Origin of the sequence: Pseudomonas sp. IB20, from assembly GCF_009707325.1 — a bacterium.
In the GTDB taxonomy this organism is placed as follows: Bacteria; Pseudomonadota; Gammaproteobacteria; order Pseudomonadales; family Pseudomonadaceae; genus Aquipseudomonas.
The window spans coordinates 1,004,838-1,024,290 of sequence record NZ_CP046103.1 but is presented as its reverse complement, the minus strand read 5'-3'; the positions used below and the strand labels follow the sequence as shown (position 1 = coordinate 1,024,290).

General features: G+C 62.2%; 19 protein-coding genes. 11 read left to right on the top strand and 8 right to left on the bottom strand.

The genetic code is table 11. The annotated features are described in order from the left end of the window. Window positions 1-63: 63 nt before the first annotated feature. Window positions 64-528: a multidrug transporter gene (locus GJU48_RS04695; protein ID WP_094952153.1), complete on the top strand. Its 465-nt coding sequence runs from the start codon at window positions 64-66 to the stop codon at window positions 526-528. Window positions 529-542: 14 nt separating this feature from the next. After that, entirely contained in the window at window positions 543-1,355 is an 813-nt protein-coding gene (locus GJU48_RS04690) for an SDR family oxidoreductase (RefSeq protein WP_094952152.1), read from the top strand. Here the strand turns inward: GJU48_RS04690 and GJU48_RS04685 are convergent. Further along, window positions 1,352-2,209: a LysR family transcriptional regulator gene (locus GJU48_RS04685; RefSeq protein WP_094952151.1), complete on the bottom strand. Its 858-nt coding sequence runs from the start codon at window positions 2,207-2,209 to the stop codon at window positions 1,352-1,354. The two genes, GJU48_RS04690 and GJU48_RS04685, sit on opposite strands and share 4 nt — an antisense overlap. Window positions 2,210-2,320: 111 nt before the next feature. Between GJU48_RS04685 and GJU48_RS04680 the strand changes: the two genes are divergently transcribed. Both GJU48_RS04680 and GJU48_RS04675 read left to right on the top strand, forming a co-directional pair. Next, the gene (locus tag GJU48_RS04680) at window positions 2,321-3,511 is read left to right on the top strand and encodes an MFS transporter (RefSeq protein WP_094952150.1); all 1,191 of its coding nucleotides are present in this window, start codon (window positions 2,321-2,323) and stop codon (window positions 3,509-3,511) included. After that, a complete protein-coding gene (locus GJU48_RS04675) occupies window positions 3,508-3,909 on the top strand; it encodes a DUF4440 domain-containing protein (protein WP_094952149.1) in 402 nt (133 codons plus the stop codon). Before GJU48_RS04680 ends, GJU48_RS04675 begins: the two co-directional genes overlap by 4 nt. Window positions 3,910-4,024: 115 nt before the next feature. Here the strand turns inward: GJU48_RS04675 and GJU48_RS04670 are convergent, their stop codons facing one another. From GJU48_RS04670 to GJU48_RS04655, 4 genes are read right to left on the bottom strand one after another with little or no spacing between them, the layout of a single operon-like run. Continuing rightward, window positions 4,025-4,885, bottom strand: coding sequence for an efflux RND transporter periplasmic adaptor subunit (locus GJU48_RS04670; protein ID WP_094951313.1), 861 nt, complete (start codon window positions 4,883-4,885; stop codon window positions 4,025-4,027). A gap of 10 nt (window positions 4,886-4,895) precedes the next feature. Further along, entirely contained in the window at window positions 4,896-5,096 is a 201-nt protein-coding gene (locus tag GJU48_RS04665; RefSeq protein WP_094951312.1) for a DUF1656 domain-containing protein, read from the bottom strand. Continuing rightward, on the bottom strand, window positions 5,086-7,263 hold the full coding sequence (locus GJU48_RS04660) for an FUSC family protein (RefSeq protein ID WP_094951311.1): 2,178 nt from the start codon (window positions 7,261-7,263) through the stop codon (window positions 5,086-5,088). Before GJU48_RS04660 ends, GJU48_RS04665 begins: the two co-directional genes overlap by 11 nt. A gap of 10 nt (window positions 7,264-7,273) precedes the next feature. Further along, entirely contained in the window at window positions 7,274-8,779 is a 1,506-nt protein-coding gene (locus GJU48_RS04655) for an efflux transporter outer membrane subunit (RefSeq protein ID WP_155295934.1), read from the bottom strand. Between the two features lie 182 nt (window positions 8,780-8,961). On the opposite strand from GJU48_RS04655, the gene GJU48_RS04650 reads away from it, so the two are divergent. The 5 genes from GJU48_RS04650 to GJU48_RS04630 all read left to right on the top strand — a co-directional run bounded on the left by GJU48_RS04650 (window position 8,962) and on the right by GJU48_RS04630 (window position 13,770). Beyond that, window positions 8,962-9,930: a LysR family transcriptional regulator gene (locus tag GJU48_RS04650; protein ID WP_094951310.1), complete on the top strand. Its 969-nt coding sequence runs from the start codon at window positions 8,962-8,964 to the stop codon at window positions 9,928-9,930. A 405-nt stretch (window positions 9,931-10,335) separates the two neighbouring features. Beyond that, window positions 10,336-11,310, top strand: coding sequence for a 2-hydroxyacid dehydrogenase (locus GJU48_RS04645; RefSeq protein ID WP_094951309.1), 975 nt, complete (start codon window positions 10,336-10,338; stop codon window positions 11,308-11,310). A gap of 222 nt (window positions 11,311-11,532) precedes the next feature. Next, entirely contained in the window at window positions 11,533-12,435 is a 903-nt protein-coding gene (locus GJU48_RS04640; protein WP_094951308.1) for a chemotaxis protein CheV, read from the top strand. Window positions 12,436-12,438: 3 nt separating this feature from the next. Continuing rightward, window positions 12,439-12,921: a GNAT family N-acetyltransferase gene (locus tag GJU48_RS04635; RefSeq protein ID WP_094951307.1), complete on the top strand. Its 483-nt coding sequence runs from the start codon at window positions 12,439-12,441 to the stop codon at window positions 12,919-12,921. Between the two features lie 108 nt (window positions 12,922-13,029). Then, window positions 13,030-13,770: a YkgJ family cysteine cluster protein gene (locus tag GJU48_RS04630; protein ID WP_094951306.1), complete on the top strand. Its 741-nt coding sequence runs from the start codon at window positions 13,030-13,032 to the stop codon at window positions 13,768-13,770. On the opposite strand, the gene GJU48_RS04625 is transcribed toward GJU48_RS04630, so the two are convergent. From GJU48_RS04625 to GJU48_RS04615, 3 genes are all read right to left on the bottom strand, one after another. Beyond that, complete coding sequence (locus GJU48_RS04625) at window positions 13,767-13,886, bottom strand: RidA family protein (protein WP_155295933.1); 120 nt, start codon at window positions 13,884-13,886, stop codon at window positions 13,767-13,769. The genes GJU48_RS04630 and GJU48_RS04625 overlap by 4 nt on opposite strands. Before the next feature lie 13 nt (window positions 13,887-13,899). Further along, window positions 13,900-14,565 carry a transporter substrate-binding domain-containing protein gene (locus tag GJU48_RS04620; protein WP_155295932.1) on the bottom strand — a complete coding sequence of 222 codons (666 nt, stop codon included), beginning with the start codon at window positions 14,563-14,565 and terminating at the stop codon, window positions 13,900-13,902. A 161-nt stretch (window positions 14,566-14,726) separates the two neighbouring features. After that, the gene (locus GJU48_RS04615) at window positions 14,727-14,960 is read right to left on the bottom strand and encodes a hypothetical protein (protein ID WP_094951304.1); all 234 of its coding nucleotides are present in this window, start codon (window positions 14,958-14,960) and stop codon (window positions 14,727-14,729) included. A gap of 215 nt (window positions 14,961-15,175) precedes the next feature. Here GJU48_RS04615 and GJU48_RS04610 point away from each other — a divergent pair, with 215 nt between their 5' ends. Together GJU48_RS04610 and GJU48_RS04605 are read left to right on the top strand one after the other, a co-directional pair. Continuing rightward, on the top strand, window positions 15,176-16,342 hold the full coding sequence (locus GJU48_RS04610) for an efflux RND transporter periplasmic adaptor subunit (protein WP_094951303.1): 1,167 nt from the start codon (window positions 15,176-15,178) through the stop codon (window positions 16,340-16,342). Then, on the top strand, window positions 16,339-19,434 hold the full coding sequence (locus GJU48_RS04605; RefSeq protein ID WP_094951302.1) for a multidrug efflux RND transporter permease subunit: 3,096 nt from the start codon (window positions 16,339-16,341) through the stop codon (window positions 19,432-19,434). The genes GJU48_RS04610 and GJU48_RS04605 overlap by 4 nt, the downstream gene beginning before the upstream one ends. Window positions 19,435-19,453 lie beyond the last annotated feature (19 nt).

Below are 19,453 nucleotides of genomic sequence, written 5' to 3'. Positions count from 1 at the left end.
TGTACATAGGCAACCGCGCCCGACGACGGGTAGGATGGTTCATCCATTCGCGAGGCTGCCCCCATGTTCTTCGGCGTTCTTCTGATCATCACCTGGCTGATCCTGCTGCTGCGCTACCCCGCCAAGGCCTTGCCGGTATCCCTTGCCGCCGCCGTCGGCCTGGGCTTTGTGGCGATTTGGGTGGTGTGGCTGGACAACCGCGAAGCCTCACAACTGTCGCGCCTGGAACTGCGCATCAGCTATGCACCGCAGGAATGCCCGGCTGATCGCCCACTTAAACTGATCCTGAGTAACGGCAACGACGTACCGCTGACCGAGCTGCGCTGGCGCGTCGCGGCTTATGCGCCAGGCGACTCGGTCAACCTGGCCGACAACGTCTACGCTGCACCACGCTACCGCGGCCCAGGCGAGCTGCAGGCCGGCGCTACTTGGGACGACTGCCTGCCGACGCCACCGCTGCGCCCTGGCTACCGCCCGCAAACCCTGGAATTTCGCGCCGAGCACCTGCAAGGCAGCTTCTCGGACTGACAAAGGATTGATCCATGCCCAACGTACTGATCACTGGTTGCTCCAGCGGCATTGGCCGCGCCCTGGCTGATGCGTTCAAGTCAGCAGGCTTCGACGTGTGGGCCAGCGCGCGCCGCGAAGACGACGTCGCCGCCCTCGCCGCCGCCGGCTTCAACGCGGTGAAGCTGGACGTCAACGACAGCGCCGCCTTGCAGCACCTGGCCGAGCAGTGGGGCGAGCTGGATGTGTTGATCAACAACGCCGGCTACGGCGCCATGGGCCCGCTGCTCGACGGCGGCACCGAGGCGATGCAGCGCCAGTTCGAGACCAATGTGTTTTCCATCGTCGGCGTCACCCAGGCGCTGTTTGCGGCGCTGCGGCGCAGCAAAGGCCTGGTGGTGAATATCGGCAGCGTTTCCGGGGTGCTGGTCACGCCGTTTGCCGGGGCTTATTGCGCGTCGAAAGCGGCGGTGCACGCATTGAGCGATGCCTTGCGCATGGAGCTGGCACCGTTTAGTGTGCGGGTATTGGAAGTACAGCCGGGGGCCATCGATACGCGTTTCGCGAAAAACGCCGGAGCCCAGGCTGAGCTGTTGATCAACGAAAAATCGCCCTGGTGGCCGTTGCGCGAAGGCATTCGCGCGCGCTCCCAGGCCTCGCAGAACAACCCGACCTCAGCCGAGCAATTCGCGGCGCAGGTGTTGAAGGCTGTGCAACAGCCCACGCCGCCACGGCTGCTGCGTGCGGGCAATGGCAGCCGCGCGCTGCCGTTGATGGCAGCCTTGTTGCCCAAGGCATTGCTGGAGACGGTGTTGAAGAAGCGCTTTGGGCTGACGGGTTCACTCTAACCCTTCATAAAATCAATAAACGCCCGCACCTTCAGCGGTAAATGCCGGGTGTCCGGGTACATCGCGTAGATCCCCTGCGGCGCAAAGCGATGGTCGGCCAGTAACCGCACCAGCCGCCCCGCGTCCAGATCCTCCTGCACCAGCCACTGCGGCAGCACTGCCACGCCGTGGCCGCGCACGGCGAACGCTTGAAGCACGGCGGCGCTGTCGGCCACCAGCGCCGTAGGGCCGGGGCGGTATTGATGCTCGCCACCGGCCGGGTCGGTCACGCTCAGTTCGGTTAAACGGCCATGGCCCAGTTTGGGCACCTGCTCCAACTCATCCAACGTTTGCACCCCGGCAAACTCGGGCGCCGACACCGCAAACACTTCGAAGGTCGACAACTGCACTGCGCGGTGGTTGGAGTCCAGCAGGCGGCCCAACCGAATCGCCACGTCAAAGCGTTCCGAGATCAAATCGGCGTGGGTGGAGGATGTGGATAAGTGAATGTTCAGATCCGGGTGCAAGCGGCGGAAGGCTTCCACCGCCGGGGCGACCACGGCCAGCGCGTACTCCACGGTGGTGGTGATGCGCAGCGTGCCTTTGAGCTGGGCGTGTTCGGAGCGCGCTTCTTCTACCGCCAGTCGCGCTTCTTCGAGCATGCGCGTGCAACGCAGGTAGAAGCGTTCGCCGGCATCGGTCAGCGCCAGTTGGCGGGTGTTGCGGGTCAGCAAAGTGACACCCAGTTCCGCTTCCAGGCGCTTGAGGTTGAAGCTGACTACGGCGCGGGTCTGGCCCAGCATATCCGCCGCAGCGGTGAGCGAACCGGCTTCTACTACAGCCTTGAAGGTGTCGAATCGGTCCAGGCTGACCATCGGCCGCGCCCTCCTTTGTCAAAATATTTTTGACAAACTAACAGGCAAACCGGCGTATCCCAAACCCTGCAGGCGGCCTACCCTGCCCGCTTCACTCGCAGGATCGCGTTCATGACCTACCGCTCGAAAGTCGCCTGGATCTTCTTACTCGGCTTCGCCCTGGACCTGGTGAACATGTTTGTCGCCACGGTCGCCTACCCGGACATCGCCCGCGAGCTGCATGCCTCAGTGACGCAACTGGCCTGGATCAGCAACGCCTACATGCTGGGGCTGACCGTGATCATCCCTTTGAGTGTGTGGCTGGCGGCGATACTGGGTGAACGCACGCTGATCGCGGCGAGCCTGCTGTTATTCGCGGGGGCTTCGGTGATGGTCGGCCAGGCGGGTTCAATCGAAACGTTGATTGGCTGGCGCGCGCTGCAAGGCTTGGGCGGTGGTTTGCTGATTCCCGTGGGGCAAGCCATGGCTTACCGGCATTACCCGGCGGCAGAACGCAGCCAACTCACGGCGCGGGTGATGTCGGTAGCCCTGCTGGTACCGGCGCTGTCCCCGGCGTTGGGCGGGCTGATCGTCGACACCGTGTCATGGCGCCGGATCTTCTACGCCAACCTACCACTGGCGTTGCTCACGCTGCTGCTGGCACTGCTGTGGATAAAACCTGACGCGCCGGCAACGGTGCGCCCGGCCTTGGCCCTGGACAGTATTTTCAAACAGATCCGCAGCCCGATGCTGCGCGTGGCGATGCTGGTCTATCTGTTCATCCCCGGCGTATTTATCGGCACCAGCCTGATCGCCATCCTCTACCTGCGCGGCCTGGGCTACGACGCCACACGCACCGGCGCGCTGATGTTGCCGTGGGCGCTGGCGTCGGCGCTGGCGATTTTCCTGAGCAAAAAACTGTTCAACCGCAGCGGCCCCAAACCCTTGCTACTGGCGGGCATGGCCCTGCAATGTGTCGGCATTCTGCTGCTGACAAAACCCGAACCGGCCTTGATTATTCTGGCCTATACGTTGATGGGCCTGGGCGGCAGCCTGTGCAGCAGCACCGCACAGACCCTGGCGTTTCTCGACATACCCGCCGAGCGCATGGGCCATGCCAGCGCCCTGTGGAACATCAATCGGCAAGTCAGCTTCTGCCTGGGCGCTGCCGCCCTCAGTGCGTTGTTGTCGGCCTTGGATTCCTTTGCCATAACCTTCACGATGGCCGCAGCCCTGACATTGTTGCCCCTTTTTGCCGTGTTGCGCCTGGATGCGTCCAGGGTACGCACACTGCTTCACCCTGCCAGCGAGTCCCAGCAATGATTGATTACAGCGATTTTTTTGAGGAAGTGATCCAGACCCACGTCGAGATCGAACAATGGTTTGCCGGCGTTGCGCCCCAGGAAACTCTGGAAACCTTGCTTGCGCGGTTCTCACCTGAATTCAGCATGGTCGCGCCCGCCACGGGGACGAGGGTGAATGCAGCCGGCGTTAAAGCGCTGTTCACACGTTTGGGCGGCATGCGCCCGGGGTTGAAGATCACCTTGAGCGAAATGGCCGGTATTGACCGGCATGCACGCGGCGCGACGGTGACTTACCGCGAACATCAGGTTGACGACAGCGGCACGCAAACCGATCGCCGCGCCACCGTGGTGTTTGAAAAACAGGCCAGCGGCGCGCTGTTGTGGCGCCATTTGCACGAAACCTTCATCAAGGCCTGACGCGGTCAAAAAAATGTGGGAGCTGGCTTGCCTGCGATAGCGGTGGGTCAACTGCACATCCTTCAACTGACATGCGAGATACCCATGACTATCGCAGGCAAGCCAGCTCCCACATTCAGTTTTGCGTCGGGTTGACGATGACGGTGCAAGTAATCCCCGCCGCCAGCAGCACGCCTTCAGGCACTTCATCAATGTGAATCCGCACCGGCACGCGCTGGGCCAGGCGCACCCAGTTGAAGGTCGGGTTCACATCGGCGATCAGTTCGCGACTCTCCGGGTTGTCACGGTCGTAGATGCCGCGCGAGATGCTTTCCACGTGGCCCTTGAGCGTCTCGCCACTCATCAGTTGCATATCGGCCTTGTCACCAACTTTGACGTGGGGCAACTTGGTCTCTTCAAAGAAGCCATATACCCAGAACGAGTTCATATCGACCACGGCCATCTTGGCTTCGCCGATGCGCGCGTAATCGCCGCGGTGCACGTTGAGGTTGGTGACGTAGCCGTCCACCGCCGCCACCACCTGGGTGCGCTTGAGGTTGAGTTCGGCCGCTTCCAGTTGCGCCAGCGCATGCTGGTAATCAGCCAGGGCCGAGTCGGCGATGTTGCTGGCATCGTCGCGGTTTTCCTTGGAAATCACCAGGGCGTCGAGGTCGGCGCGGCGGTGGGCGTTGACCTTGCGCATCTCCCAGGTGGCTTTGCGCGAAGCGACCAGCGATTGCGCCTGCTTGACCGCGATGCGGTAGTGCTCGGGGTCGATCTGCATCAGCAGGTCGCCCCTTTTCACCAACTGGTTATCACGCACCGGCACATCCACCACTTCGCCGGTGACGTCGGCCGCCACGTTGATGATGTCGGCGCGCACGCGGCCGTCGCGGGTCCACGGCGTTTCCATGTAGTGCACCCACAACGTGCGGCCAATCCAGATCGCCAAAGCCAATACCAGCAAGGTCGCGAGCAGGCTGAAAAACTTTTTCATCGGGGCATTCTCAACGGTAGACGGTCAGCGCCAGGGCGCCGAACAAGCAAACGAACAGGCTCAGGCGCAGCAACGCCGGGTGCCAGAAAAACCGGTACAGGTCCAACCCGGCCAGGAAGCGGTCCAAGGCCCAGGCCAGCCCTGCGGCGATAAAAAACATCAGGGTCATGGTCGGCATGTAGACGCCGTGGAATGCGATTTCACGAGGCATGCGGGGCTCCTTTAAGGGCCGCCAGGGGTGATTGCGGGTCCAGCAACGAGGTGCGGATAAAGTGCAGGTAGCTTTTCACCCGGCGCAGGGCCGAGGTGTCGAAGTGCGGGGCGAAGGGTTCATCGGTGGCCTGCACGCGGCTAATCGCATGGTCGACGGCAATCAGGCCGCGCTCCAGGTTGCTCGCGCTCGGTTGCAGGAACAGCCGCACCAGCGAGCGGCCCATCACGCGGATCGCCTGGCGCCAGGGTTGGGACTCGGCATACGCCGGGTGCACCGGCAAAATCGCCTGCTCCTTGCGCAACTCGATAATCGCGTGGCCGACTTCCAGCACCACGAACATCCAGCGCAGCAGGTCGCGCTGCACGTGCGGCTGGCCGACGGCGAGGCCGTAGGCCTGGTGCAGCAGGTCGCGGGTGCGGCTTTCGAAACTTGACGCCAGGCCCTTGAGCTTGCCGCTGATCGCGTACACCACTTGCTCACGCAGGTCCTGTTCCAGGCGGCGCCATAACCAGCGGCTGTTCGGCGGCAGGATAATCGCGCCCGCCGCCGCACACACCAACATGCCGATAACCATGGCGATGTAGTCGTTGATAAAGGTGTAGGGGTTGTAGACCGTGAGGTTGTCCGGCACCGAACCGGTGCTGAAGAAAATCAACAGGCCCACACCGACGCCGGCGTACTGCGGACGTGAGGCGAGGAAGGCGCCGAAGATGATCACCGGCGCAAGCATTACGCACAGCAGCGGGAAGCCGTCGATCCAGGGGAACACGAAGAACATTTCGACGAAGCCCACCAGCGCACCGATCAACGTGCCGCAGGCCATCTGGAAGGCCATGCGTTTGGGGTTGGGCGTGGCGGCGGACAAGCCAACGGTGGCGGCGGCGATCAGGGTCATGGTCGCGCCGCTGGGCCAGGCGGTGGCGACCCAGTAACTGCCCAGCACAATCAGAATAAACGACGCGCGAATCCCCGAAGCGGCGCAGGCCAGCCAGTTGGTTTTCGGCGTGTAGGCTTCGTCCCACTGCTCGCGCGCGTGGGTGTGATCGGCCAGCGATGCGTGGGTTTGCGCGTAGTTGTGCAGGTCGTCGACGAAGCGGTACAGCAGCTCGTAGGCGGTATGGAAATCCAGCTGCTCGGCCTCGCTCGGGTTACCCTCCTGGAAGGTCGCACGCAGGCTGCGCACCTTGGCGGGCAGGCCATCTTTATAGGCACTCAGTTGATTGACCAAGCGCCCAGCGTCGGGGCTGGTCAGGGCGCGGCCGGAGAAACCATCAAGCACTTCGGCCAGGTCTTGCAGGCCCGGTTTGATCGCGGCGACCACGTGATCCGCCGCATCCGTGCGCAGCCGCTCAAGCAACTGGTGCAAGGCGTTGAAGCGCGTGGTGATGCTCATGAATTCGCTGTTGAGGCGACTGAGCCGGCCATTCCTTCGGCGCATATGCGGGTCTTCAAACACGGTGACGCTGCGCAGCCCTTCCAGGCCCACGGCTTCGGCGATAAAGCGCACGTTGCTGGCCTCGAACCCTTCGCGCTGGCTACGCCCACGCAAGCCGTCGGTGACGAACAATGCGAACACGCCAAAGCGTTGATACAAGGCATTGCGCATGGCGGCGCTGCTGGTTTGCGGCAGGATCGCGGCGCTGACCACGGTGGAGCAGAGAATCCCCAGTGAAATTTCCAGCACCCGCCACACCGCCGCCATAAAGGCGCCGTCCGGGTGCGCCAGGGCGGGCAAACCGACCATCGCCGCCGTGTAGCCGGCCAACACAAACCCATAGGCGCGAAAGTTGCGATTCCGCGTCGCGCCTGCGGTGCAAATGCCCACCCAGATCGCCAGTGCGCCGAGGAACAGTTCGGTGTTCTGCGCAAACAAGGCGATCAACAAGACCATCACCGCCGACCCCGCCAAGGTGCCGAGGAAGCGGTAAAAACTCTTGGCGAACACCTGGCCGCTCTGCGGTTGCATCACGATAAACACGGTGATCATCGCGGTGCGCGGTTGCGGCAGTTCCAGGCGCATCGCTAGCCACAGCGTGAGGAACGCGGCGATCAGCACCTTGAAGATGTACACCCAGGTCACGCCATCGCTGCGTGCCCAGTCGAAAAAACCACGGCGCCACTCCAAGGAGTGCAACCAGCGCAGCGGTGCAAGCAAGGGCGTCATTAAAGGCTACTCAGTGATCAAACACGGCCAGTGCCGCCGGGGTTTTGCTCGGGAGGGTCTTGGCGTGTTGCGGTACATCGTCGCCGGCACCGAGTCCGCCGCCGAGGGCGGTGACCAGCTCGGCATGCGCACTCAAGCGCGCGGCCTGCACCTGTTGCTCGACCTGTTGCTGGCGAAACAGCAGGGTCTGGGCGTTCAACACGTTCACGTAATCGGTGAGGCCGCGCTGGTAGGCGATCATCGCGATGTCGTAGGTTTTCTGCGCCGAGGCCACCGATTGCGCGGCGAAGCTCGACTGCTTGTCCATGGATTCGCGGCGGATCAACTGGTCGCTGATGCCCTTGAGCGCGTTGACCAGGGTCTGGTTGTACTTGGCCACAGCGATGTCATAACCGGCGCTGGCTTCGCCCAATTCTCCACGCAAACGGCCGCCGTCGAAGATCGGCAAGGTGATCGCCGGGCCGACGTTGTAGTTGAATTTCTTGCCCGCCAGAAACGCCAGCATGCCGCCGCCGGTGGCCATATAGCCAAGGCTGCCGACCAGGTCGACGTTGGGGTAGAAACCGGCGTAGGCCACATCGATGCCTCGGGCCTGTGCGGCGACCTGCCAACGGCTGGCAACCACGTCCGGGCGTTGGCCGAGCAATTGCGCCGGCAAGCTCGACGGCAATTTCAACGGGGCGGCCAGGGACAAACTCGGGCGTTGCAGTTGCGCGCCTTCACCCGGGCCCTTGCCCGCTAAAGCAGCCAGCTGGTTACGGCTCAGGGCGATTTCTTCGTCCAAGGCGTCGAGCTGGCGATGGGTCTCCGGCAACGGCGTTTCGGCCTGGCTCACGTCGAAGTGGGTGCCGATCCCGGCGTCCAGGCGTTTGTTGGCCAAGTCGAGAATCTGCTGTTGCTGGGCCAAGGTCGCGGCGGCGATATCACGGTTGGCGTAATGCAGCGACAGCTGGATATAGGCGCGCACCACGTTGTTTTGCAGTTCGAGCTGGGCCTGGCGCGCTTCGGCGGTGCTCATATGCGCCAGGTCGACGGCGCGTTCGGTGGCATTGCTTTCGCGGCCCCAGAGGTCGAGGGCGTAGCTCAGGCCCAGGGACGAATTATTGTCCCAGGTATTGGCGCCACTCAGTTCGCCCGGGCCGTAGAACTGATCTTTGGGCCAGTTGTGGCGCTTGAGGGTGGTGTCACTGTTGATCTGCAACGACTCGGCCGACTCGGCAATCCCGGCCATGGCCCGCGCCTCACGCACCCGCGCGGCGGCCATGGCCAGGCTCGGGCTGTTTTGCGTGGCGAGTTGGACCCAACGATTGAGTTGCGGGTCACCGTAGGCTTGCCACCATTGCGTGGTGGACCAGTGGGCGTCTTGGGCGGCGCTTTGGATGGCTTCGTCGGTGGCCAGGTTATTGGCGTTTAGGGCCTGGCCTTGGGGGGCGATTCCTCCGGTTCCGATGCAGCCGCTGATTGCTAACGATAAGGCGCAAACACTGAGAGCTCGCCTCTGTGATGGACGCGGCACGGCAAGCGTATTCCTGAGGTGGTGTTGCGGGAGAGGTGGCGCAATTCTAGGGGGCGCGATGGAAGACGATAAGCTGGCATTCCTGTGAATCTTTATTACCGTTCAGGCGATAATCCGTTGGTAGGGATCACTGAACGGCGTAACTTTCTGTCACAATTTGTTATCTCCCCTGAGAACACTCCATGGACACTTTGCAAAACATGCGCGCTTTCAGTTGCGTGGCCGAAGCTGGCAGCTTCACCGCCGCCGCCGGGCAACTGGACACCACCACTGCCAACGTCTCGCGCGCGGTCTCCAACCTTGAGGCCCATCTGCAAACCCGCTTGCTCAACCGCACCACCCGACGCATCGCGCTGACCGAAGCCGGCAAACGTTATTTGCTGCGCTGCGAGCAGATCCTCGCCTATGTCGAGGAAGCAGAGGCCGAAGCCAGCGATGCACACGCACGCCCCGCCGGGCAGTTGAAAGTGCACACCATGACCGGCATCGGCCAGCATTTCGTCATCGACGCGATTGCCCGCTACCGCCGTACCCACCCCGACGTGACTTTCGACCTAACCCTGGCCAACCGCGTGCCGGACCTGCTCGATGAGGGTTATGACGTGTCCATCGTGCTAGCCAGCGAACTGCCCGACTCGGGTTTCGTGTCTCAGCGCCTAGGTATCACCTACAGCATCGCCTGTGCCTCGCCGGATTACGTCAAGGCCAAGGGGTGTGCGCAGCGGCCGCAGGACTTGCTCAACCACGCCTGCCTGCGGTTGGTGAGCCCGGTGATCCAGTTGGATAAATGGACCTTCAACGGGCCTGAAGGCCAGGAAAGTGTGGCGATCAACACTTCACCGTTTCTGGTGAATTCGGCCGACGCGATGAAAACCGCGATTACCAGTGGTATGGGCGTCGGCCTGTTGCCGGTGTATGCCGCCATCGAAGGCCTGCGCAATGGCACTTTGGTGCGGGTGATGCCGACCTATCGCTCGCAAGAGCTGAACCTGTACGCCATATACCCGTCGCGCCAGTATCTGGATGCGAAGATCAAGACGTGGGTGGAATACCTGCGTGGGTCGTTGCCGGAGATTCTGGCGGCGCATCAGGCCGAGTTGGTGGCGTATGAATTGAGCGGCAGCCTGAGTGGGGCGCGGTTGGCGAACTGATTTTGGATTGCTACCCCACAACCACCATCAATTTACTGTGAGAGCGGCTCCAAGCGGCAGTGTGGCAGTAAACTCGGTCAAGTGCTCTGGCGCACTCAGTGGGTCAGTCAGCTATGTGTAACTGACCCACCGCCTTCGCGAGCAAGCCCGCTCCCACAGTTGGATCTCGGTACATCAGACAGAGAGTGTGCTGCTGTGCTTTTGCCCTGCTTTTGCTTCAACCACTCAGGTCGGCTACTAGGCCGCCGTGCTCTTGCTTCCGTAGCGGTGGGCCAACTGCAGATGTATCACTGACAGATTGCTATCGCAGGCAAGCCAGCCACCCGTTAAAGGGTCGCCCTGACAATTGTCGGCAGGAATGTTAGCGTGCTTACCATTCTTCCGTAGTCGATGAGCCCGCCTGCAATGAAAAAGACCGTCCTCGCCTTCAGCCGCATCACCCCGCACATGATCGAGCGCCTGCAACAGGATTTCGAGGTGATCGCCCCCAACCCCAAGCTGGGCGATATCAACGCTCAATTCAGTGAAGCCCTGCCCCACGCGCACGGCCTGATCGGCGTAGGCCGCAAGCTCGGCCGCGCACAGCTCGAAGGCGCAAGCAAACTGGAAGTGGTCTCCAGCGTGTCGGTAGGCTACGACAACTACGACGTGCCGTACTTCAACGAGCGCGGGATCATGCTCACCAACACTCCCGATGTGCTCACCGAAAGCACCGCCGACCTGGCCTTCGCCCTGCTGATGAGCAGCGCACGTCGCGTAGCCGAACTGGACGCCTGGACCAAGGCCGGCCAGTGGAAAGCCAGCGTTGGCGCACCATTGTTTGGTTGCGATGTACACGGCAAAACCCTCGGCATCGTTGGCATGGGCAACATCGGCGCGGCCATCGCCCGTCGCGGGCGCCTGGGTTTCAATATGCCGATCCTCTACAGCGGCAACAGCCGCAAGACCGTGCTGGAACAGGAACTGGGCGCGCAATTTCGCAGCCTCGACCAGTTGCTGGCCGAGTCGGACTTCGTCTGCCTGGTGGTGCCATTGAGCGACAAGACCCGCCACTTGATCAGCACCCGCGAGCTGGGCCTGATGAAATCCAGCGCGATCCTGATCAATATCTCCCGTGGCCCGGTGGTGGACGAGCCGGCGCTGATCGAAGCCCTGCAAACCCAGAAAATTCGTGGCGCCGGGCTGGACGTGTATGAGCAGGAACCGCTGGCTGAATCGCCGTTGTTCCAGCTGAGCAACGCCGTGACCCTGCCGCACATCGGCTCGGCCACCCACGAAACCCGAGAAGCCATGGCCAACCGCGCCCTGGACAACCTGCGCAGTGCCTTGCTGGGTCAGCGCCCGCAGGACTTGGTGAACCCACAGGTATGGAAGGGCTGACACACTCCCCCACACAAATCCGGTTAAAGCCTGGCGCGCCCAAGTCGATAACCCTCTATAGACACCTGCGCAGTGCCTTGCTGGGTCAGCGCCCGCAGGACTTGGTGAACCCACAGGTATGGAAGGGCTGACACACTCCCCCACACAAATCCGGTTAAAGCCTGGCGCGCCCAAGTCGATAACCCTCTATAGATCGTCATCCCTGATCCACAGAAGGTTTTTATGTCCACCACCAAAGCCCGCGCAGATTCACTCTCGCTTCTGCTCTTTACCTTGCGCAGCGGCAAGCTGATGGCGATCAACCTGCTGAAAGTCAGTGAAATCATCCCCTGCCCGCCGCTGACCAAGCTGCCCGAGTCTCACCCTCACGTTAAGGGCATCGCCACGCTGCGCGGTGCTTCGCTGTCGGTGATCGACCTGAGCCGAGCCCTGGGCGAAATGCCCCTGGCAGACCCGAATGGCGGCTGCCTAATCGTCACCGACGTCAGCCGCTCCAAGCAGGGCCTGCATGTGCAGGCGGTGAGCAAGATCGTGCACTGCCTGACCACCGATATACGCCCGCCACCGTATGGCTCCGGCGGCAATCGCTCGTTCATCACTGGGGTCACCCAAGTCGAAGGCGGGCTGGTGCAGGTGCTGGATATCGAAAAGGTCATCCACGGCATCGCCCCGGCACCGGCTGAAGCGGCGCCGACCGACCTGACCATGGAAGAGGCCGAAGTACTCGGCAATGCGCGGATTCTGGTGGTGGACGACAGCCAGGTCGCCCTGCAGCAGTCGGTACACACCTTGCGCAACCTCGGCCTGACCTGCCACACCGCCCGCAGCGCCAAGGAAGCCATCGATGTGCTGCTCGAGCTGCAAGGCACGGCCCGGCAGATCAACGTAGTGGTGTCGGACATCGAAATGTCCGAAATGGACGGTTACGCCCTCACCCGCACTTTGCGCGAAACCCCGGACTTCCAGGAGCTTTACGTGCTGCTGCACACCTCCCTGGACAGTGCGATGAACAGTGAAAAGGCGCGGCTGGCAGGTGCCGACGCAGTGCTGACCAAATTCTCGTCGCCTGAACTGACCAAGTGCCTGGTCGTCGCTGCAAAACACGTGGCGCAAAAGGGCCTGTAGCCGGTGGCGGAATACTTCCAACTGCTACGCCGCGACCTCACCACCCGCCTGCCCGCGCCGCAGTGGCCGGTGGGCACGCAGCTGGATCATTACCGCGCAGAGCTGGCCCCAGCGATTCATGCCGTGTTGCGCATGGCCCAAGACCAAGGCGGCGGCCGCGTCGACAGCCTGGAGCAATGGCAACACCGGTTCGTCACCGATGCCGAATTCGACCCGACGCTGTGCCTGGTGGTCAGTAATGGCGACGGCATTCTCGGCGTGGCCCAATGCTGGACCAGTGCGTTTATCAAAAACCTCTGCGTACATCCCTGCGCCCAAGGCCAGGGGCTGGGCCGCGCCTTGTTGCTGCACACCTTTGAGGTATTCAAGCAGCGCGGCGAACCCTACGTCGACCTCAAGGTGCGCGAGAGCAACCTGCGCGCCCGGCAACTCTATGAAAGCGCCGGCATGGTCTTTGTGTTGCGCGACCGGGTACCCGAGGGCTGACCGGCACTGGCGCATAACTTGCTTCGCAAGAGCCTGAACAGTGCATAGAGGCAAAAACCCGTCACTGTTCAAGAGTGCCCTCTGACCTAGCCTGGTGACAGATCCTCCATGAACACTCACTTTTCCTGCGTGGGTTGCGGCAAATGCTGCACCGACCACCATGTGCCCCTGACCCTCGAAGAGGCCCGCAGCTGGGCGGCTGACGGCGGTAACGTCATCGTGCTGGTGGAGGGTTTTCTCGGCAATGGCCTGGGTTTGCCCCCGCAACAACGCGAGCACGCCGAGCGCCGTTCGGTGGTGGTGCCCAGCGGTACTACCGAGGCGTTCGTGGCAATCACCTTTGCCGCTTACAACGCCGGGCGCTGCCGGAATCTTGACGAAGACAACCGCTGCGGCATTTATGAACGTCGCCCGCTGGTGTGTCGCATCTATCCGATGGAAATCAACCCGCATATCCCGCTCAACCCTGGCGCCAAAGACTGCCCGCCGGAGTCCTGGGAGCAAGGCCCCGCGTTGATCGTCGGTGGCGAGTTGATGGATCAGGAGCTGGCTGAGCTGATCCGCCGCTCGCGCCAGGCCGACCGCGATGACGTGCAGACCAAGGAGGCGGTGTGCGCTTTGCTGGGCATTTGCACCACCGCGCTCAAGGGCGACGGGTTTACCGCGTACTTGCCGGACATGAACGCCTTTGCCCAAGCGATCGAATTGGCGCTTGAACAACCGTCCGTGGCCAATGAGTGGGTGTTTCATGTGTCCGGCATGGACATCGCCGAACAACTGCTGGATGCCGGCGCCCAGATTGCCACCCAGGTGCCGGCCAACTACGCGTTTATTTCGTTGCGGGCTTAAAGGCTGGCCAGGCACTCGATTTCGATCCGCGCGCCCGCCAACAGCTTGCCGGCAGCGAAGGTCGTGCGGGTCGGAAGGCGGTCCGCCGGGAAGTAGCCGGCATAGACGCTGTTCATCGCAGCAAACTCCTTAATGTCGGCCAGACTGCATTTGGCGACTCCCCCGCGTTTTCGAGACTTCGGGGCCCAGGAAGGCAAAATCGCGACCGTGGGAGGTGTCGAGCAGTGACTCACGCAATTCCACGGGGCCTTGCAGGGTAGCGTCGATTTCGCCTGCCACCAGGCTGCGGATCACCTCGTCAATCAGCCAGAAGCTCTTGATGATGACCCCCTTGGGCGCCCACTGCGAACGGGCGAAAGCTTCACGATTACTTCCCAGTAACACTCCGACACGCTTGCCCTTGAGCGAGCGTACGGTAGGCGTCAGGCCTGACGCCCTGCGGCCAACCAGCCGCGTGGTGAACGCATAGAGTTCATCGGTAAAGCTCACCCATCGCCGCCGATTGGACGTAGGCGCTATGCCCATGATCGCGTCAAATTGCCTGGCTTCAAGGGCGGAGAAATTCTCGACAAGGACCTGGTCGACCCAGGTACAACGCACATTCAACTGCCTGCAAAGGGCATTGCCCAATTCGATGTTCACACCGACCAGTTGCCCTTGCGGGCTGCGGCTCTGGAAGGGGGGGAAGTGCGCAACAACCGCGAAGCGGATTTCGCGCCGCGGGGGGTCACTGGCCGCAACGGTATCGACCGACAGCAATAGCGCAAGCGCTGCATAGAGGCAAATCAGAGCCACGGGAAACGTCCTTTTCCGGAAAGACCAACCTCCTTCCCCTGTAAAAACGTGGGGGTGGTAAAGAGGCAGTGCAAACTTTCAAGAAACGGTCGTGGACCTACAATCAGAAACGTCAGCGAACCACGTAGGCAAAAGCCGATACAGCGTCCGACACATTACTCTCAGCGTTTACCCATCGAACGGCGAGTGCCTGGCGGGGCCATGCCTGGGGACTTGGTATGGCCGTTTTTGGCGCCATTCTTGTACCAAGGCTGGGCGGCATTCTTGGCTCCAGCCAACTCACCCGGTTTAAACGGGAACTTGAACGCCGGGATCTCGGCTTGTTCAACGCTTTGAGCGTCGGCCGGATCGACGAGGTCGGCCGCTTCAACAGGGGATTGTGTCGGGGAAGTCATGGAAGCTCCGGAGCGTGCAAAAAATGAGGCGGGGCCGGCTTGCGGGCCACACTGGCGCGCAGTATACCTGCGCGCTTCGGATCTTTAACCACCGCTGGTACGAATGGTTGGACTTTACTGACAGCGCTGTCAGTTAGCAGTCACCGTGCTGACCGGGTTGGCGGGCTATAAAGACCTTTCATTCTCCCAACCCTTTGCCCCGGCGCCCCATCCCCATGCACATTCAACGAAAAACCGTCCTGATCGTGGGCGTCCTCGTGGTAGTGGCGATTGCAGCCTGGGCCCTGACCCGGCCGGCCAAGACCAAACTGGCGGCGCCGACCGCCATCCCGGTACGCGTGGTCAGCGTTGTACAGCAGGACATCCCCCGCTTTGTCAGCGGGATCGGCTCGGTGCTGTCGTTGCACAGCGTGATGATTCGCCCGCAAATCGACGGCATCCTCACCCAATTGCTGGTCAAGGAAGGTCAACTGGTCAAAACCGGCGACCTGCTGGCCACCATTGATGATCGCTCGATCCGCGCCAGCCTCGACCAGGCCAGGGCGCAACTGGGGGAAAGCCAGGCGCAGCTGCAAGTGGCGCAGGTCAACCTCAAGCGTTACAAGGAACTGAGCATCGACGACGGCGTGTCGAAACAGACCTACGACCAGCAACAAGCCTTGGTCAACCAACTGAAAGCCACAGCGCAAGGTAATCAGGCCGCGATTGACTCGGCCCTGGTACAGCTTTCCTACACCCAGATTCGCTCTCCCGTCACCGGCCGAGTCGGCATTCGCACCGTGGATGAAGGCAACTTCCTGCGCATGAGTGATACCCAGGGCCTGTTCTCCGTCACGCAAATCGACCCGATTGCCGTGGAGTTCTCATTGCCGCAACAAATGCTGCCAACCCTGCAAGGCCTGATCGCAGCGCCTACCCCGGCCAGCGTCGATGCCTACATGGGGGCCGACACCGACGGCCAGACCGGCGACTTGCTCGGCGAAGGCCACTTGAGCCTGATCGACAACCAGATCAGCTCCACCACCGGCACCCTGCGCGCCAAGGCCGAATTCAAGAATGCCTCGCAGCGCCTGTGGCCGGGCCAGTTGGTAACCATCAAGATCCAGACCGCCCTCGACAAAAATGCCCTGGTGGTCCCACCCACCGTGGTGCAACGCGGCCTGGACTCGCACTTTGTGTACCGGGTCAAGGGTGACAAGGTCGAGAGTGTGCCGGTGCAAGTCACTTATCAGAACAGCGATGTGAACATCATCAAGGGCGTACAGGCCGGTGATGTGCTGGTCAGCGATGGCCAGTCGCGGCTCAAAGCCGGTGCCCAGGTAGAAGTACTCAAGGAACCGCCGCAAGTGATCCAGACCGTCGACGCCAAGGTGCAGCCATGAGCGCCAACCGCTCGCCGTCCGCCTGGTGCGTTGATCACCCGGTCGCCACCCTGCTGCTGACCTTTGCCCTGGTACTGTTGGGCATCATTGCCTTCCCGCGCCTGGCCGTTGCGCCACTGCCGGAAGCGGAATTCCCGACGATCCAGGTCACCGCGCAACTGCCCGGCGCCAGCCCGGACACCATGGCCTCGTCGGTGGCAACGCCCCTGGAGGTGCAATTCAGTGCCATCCCTGGCATGACCCAAATGACTTCCAGCAGCGCCTTGGGCTCAAGCCTGCTGACCCTGCAATTCACCCTGAACAAGAGCATCGACACCGCCGCGCAAGAAGTGCAGGCGGCGATCAACACCGCCTCCGGCAAGTTGCCCAGCGACATGCCGAGCCTGCCGACCTGGAAGAAGGTCAACCCGGCAGACAGCCCGGTGCTGATCCTCAGCGTCAGCTCCGACAGCATGCCCAGCACCGAGCTGAGTGACTACGTAGAAACCTTGCTGGCCCGCCAGATCAGCCAGATCGACGGCGTCGGCCAGATCAACATCACCGGCCAACAACGCCCGGCGATTCGCGTACAGGCCTCGCCCGACAAACTCGCGGCGATTGGCCTGACCCTCGCCGACGTGCGCGTGGCGATCCAGCAATCCAGCTTGAACCTGGCCAAGGGCGCGATCTACGGCGAGAACAGCGTGTCGACCCTGTCCACCAACGACCAGCTGTTTCACCCGGATGAATACGGCCAGTTGATCGTTTCCTACAAGAACGGCGCGCCGGTTCAACTGCGTGACGTCGCAAAAGTCATCAAGGGTTCGGAAAACGCCTACGTGCAGGCCTGGTCCGGCGACACACCTGGGGTCAACCTGGTGATTTCGCGCCAGCCCGGCGCCAACATCGTAGAGACCGTGGACCGCATTCAAGCCGAACTGCCGCGCCTGGAAGGCATGCTGCCCGCTTCGGTGCAGGTCAGCGTGTTAACCGACCGTACTAAGACCATCCGCGCGTCCCTGCATGAAGTGGAAGTCACCTTGCTGATCGCCATCTTGCTGGTGGTGGCGGTGATGGCGCTGTTCCTGCGCCAATTGTCGGCGACGCTGATTGTGTCCAGCGTGCTCGGCGTGTCGCTGATCGCCAGTTTCGCCTTGATGTACCTGATGGGTTTCAGCCTGAACAACCTGACCTTGGTGGCGATCGTGATTTCCGTGGGTTTTGTGGTGGACGACGCCATCGTGGTGGTGGAGAACATTCACCGGCACCTGGAAGCGGGCCTGAGCAAACGCGAGGCGGCGATCAAAGGTTCCGGCGAGATTGGCTTTACCGTGGTGTCCATCAGTTTCTCACTGGTGGCGGCGTTTATTCCGCTGCTGTTCATGGGCGGCGTGGTCGGGCGGTTGTTCAAGGAGTTCGCGCTGACGGCGACCTCGACCATCCTGATTTCAGTCGTGGTTTCGTTGACCCTGGCGCCCACCCTCGCCGCGCTGTTCATGCGCGCCCCCACCCATCACGCCCACGACAAACCCGGTTTCAGCGAACGCCTGCTCGCCGCCTACGCCCGCAACCTGCGCCGTGCGCTGGCCCATCAACGCACCATGGCGGCGATCTTCATGGTCACCCTGGCGTTGGCGGTGGTCGGCTACGTGTTTATCCCCAAGGGTTTCTTTCCGGTGCAAGACACCGGTTTTGTACTCGGCACCAGCGAGGCGGCGGCCGACGTGTCGTACCCGGACATGGTCGCCAAGCACAAGGCCCTGGCCGAGATCGTCAAGGCCGACCCAGCCGTGGAGGCGTTTTCCCATTCGGTGGGCGTCACCGGCAGTAACCAGACCATCGCCAACGGCCGCTTCTGGATCGCCTTGAAAGACCGCGGTGATCGTGACGTGTCAGCCAGCCAGTTCATCGACCGTATCCGCCCGAAACTGGCCGCGGTGCCGGGCATTGTGCTGTACCTGCGCGCAGGCCAGGACATCAACCTCAGCTCCGGCCCCAGCCGCGCCCAGTACCAATATGTGCTCAAGAGTAACGACGGCCCGACGTTGAACACCTGGACCCAGCGCCTGACTGAAAAACTGCGCGCCAACCCGGCGTTCCGCGACCTGTCCAACGACCTGCAGCTGGGCGGCAGCATCACCCACATCAGCATCGACCGCCAGGCCGCCGCGCGTTTCGGCCTGACCGCCACCGATGTCGACCAGGCGCTGTATGACGCGTTCGGCCAGCGCCAGATCAACGAGTTCCAGACCGAGATCAACCAGTACCAAGTGGTGCTGGAACTCGACAGCCAACAGCGCGGCAAGGCCGAAAGCCTGAACTACTTCTACCTGCGCTCGCCGTTGACCAACGAGATGGTGCCGCTGTCGGCAGTGGCTAAAGTCGATCCACCCACCGTGGGGCCGTTGTCGATCAGCCATGACGGCATGTTCCCGGCGGCCAACCTGTCGTTCAACCTGGCGCCCGGCGTGGCGTTGGGCGATGCGGTGATCATGCTCAACCAGGCCAAGAACGAAATCGGCATGCCGGCGACCATGATCGGCACCTTCCAGGGCGCCGCCCAGGCGTTCCAGAGTTCGTTGGCCAGCCAGCCCTGGCTGATCCTTGCGGCGCTGGTGGCGGTCTACATTATCCTGGGTGTGCTGTATGAGAGCTTTGTGCACCCGCTGACGATCATCTCCACCCTGCCCTCAGCGGGCTTGGGTGCGCTGATCATGCTGTGGCTGCTGGGCCAGGATTTTTCGATCATGGCCTTGATCGGCCTGGTGTTGCTGATCGGTATCGTGAAGAAGAATGGCATCCTGATGATCGACTTCGCCCTGGACGCCCAGCGTGTGCGTGGGCTGCCGCCCGAGGAGGCGATTTATGAAGCCTGCGTCACGCGGTTCCGGCCGATCATCATGACCACCCTCGCCGCCTTGCTCGGCGCGGTGCCGTTGATGCTGGGCTCCGGCCCGGGTGCGGAACTGCGCCAGCCGCTGGGGATCGCCGTAGTAGGCGGCTTGCTGGTGAGCCAGGCGCTGACGCTGTTCACCACACCGGTCATATACTTGTACCTTGAGAAGTTTTTCCACAGGCCCAAACCAGCCAACGAGCTGGCGACCACACACTGAGGCTGAAGCCCCGCCTTGG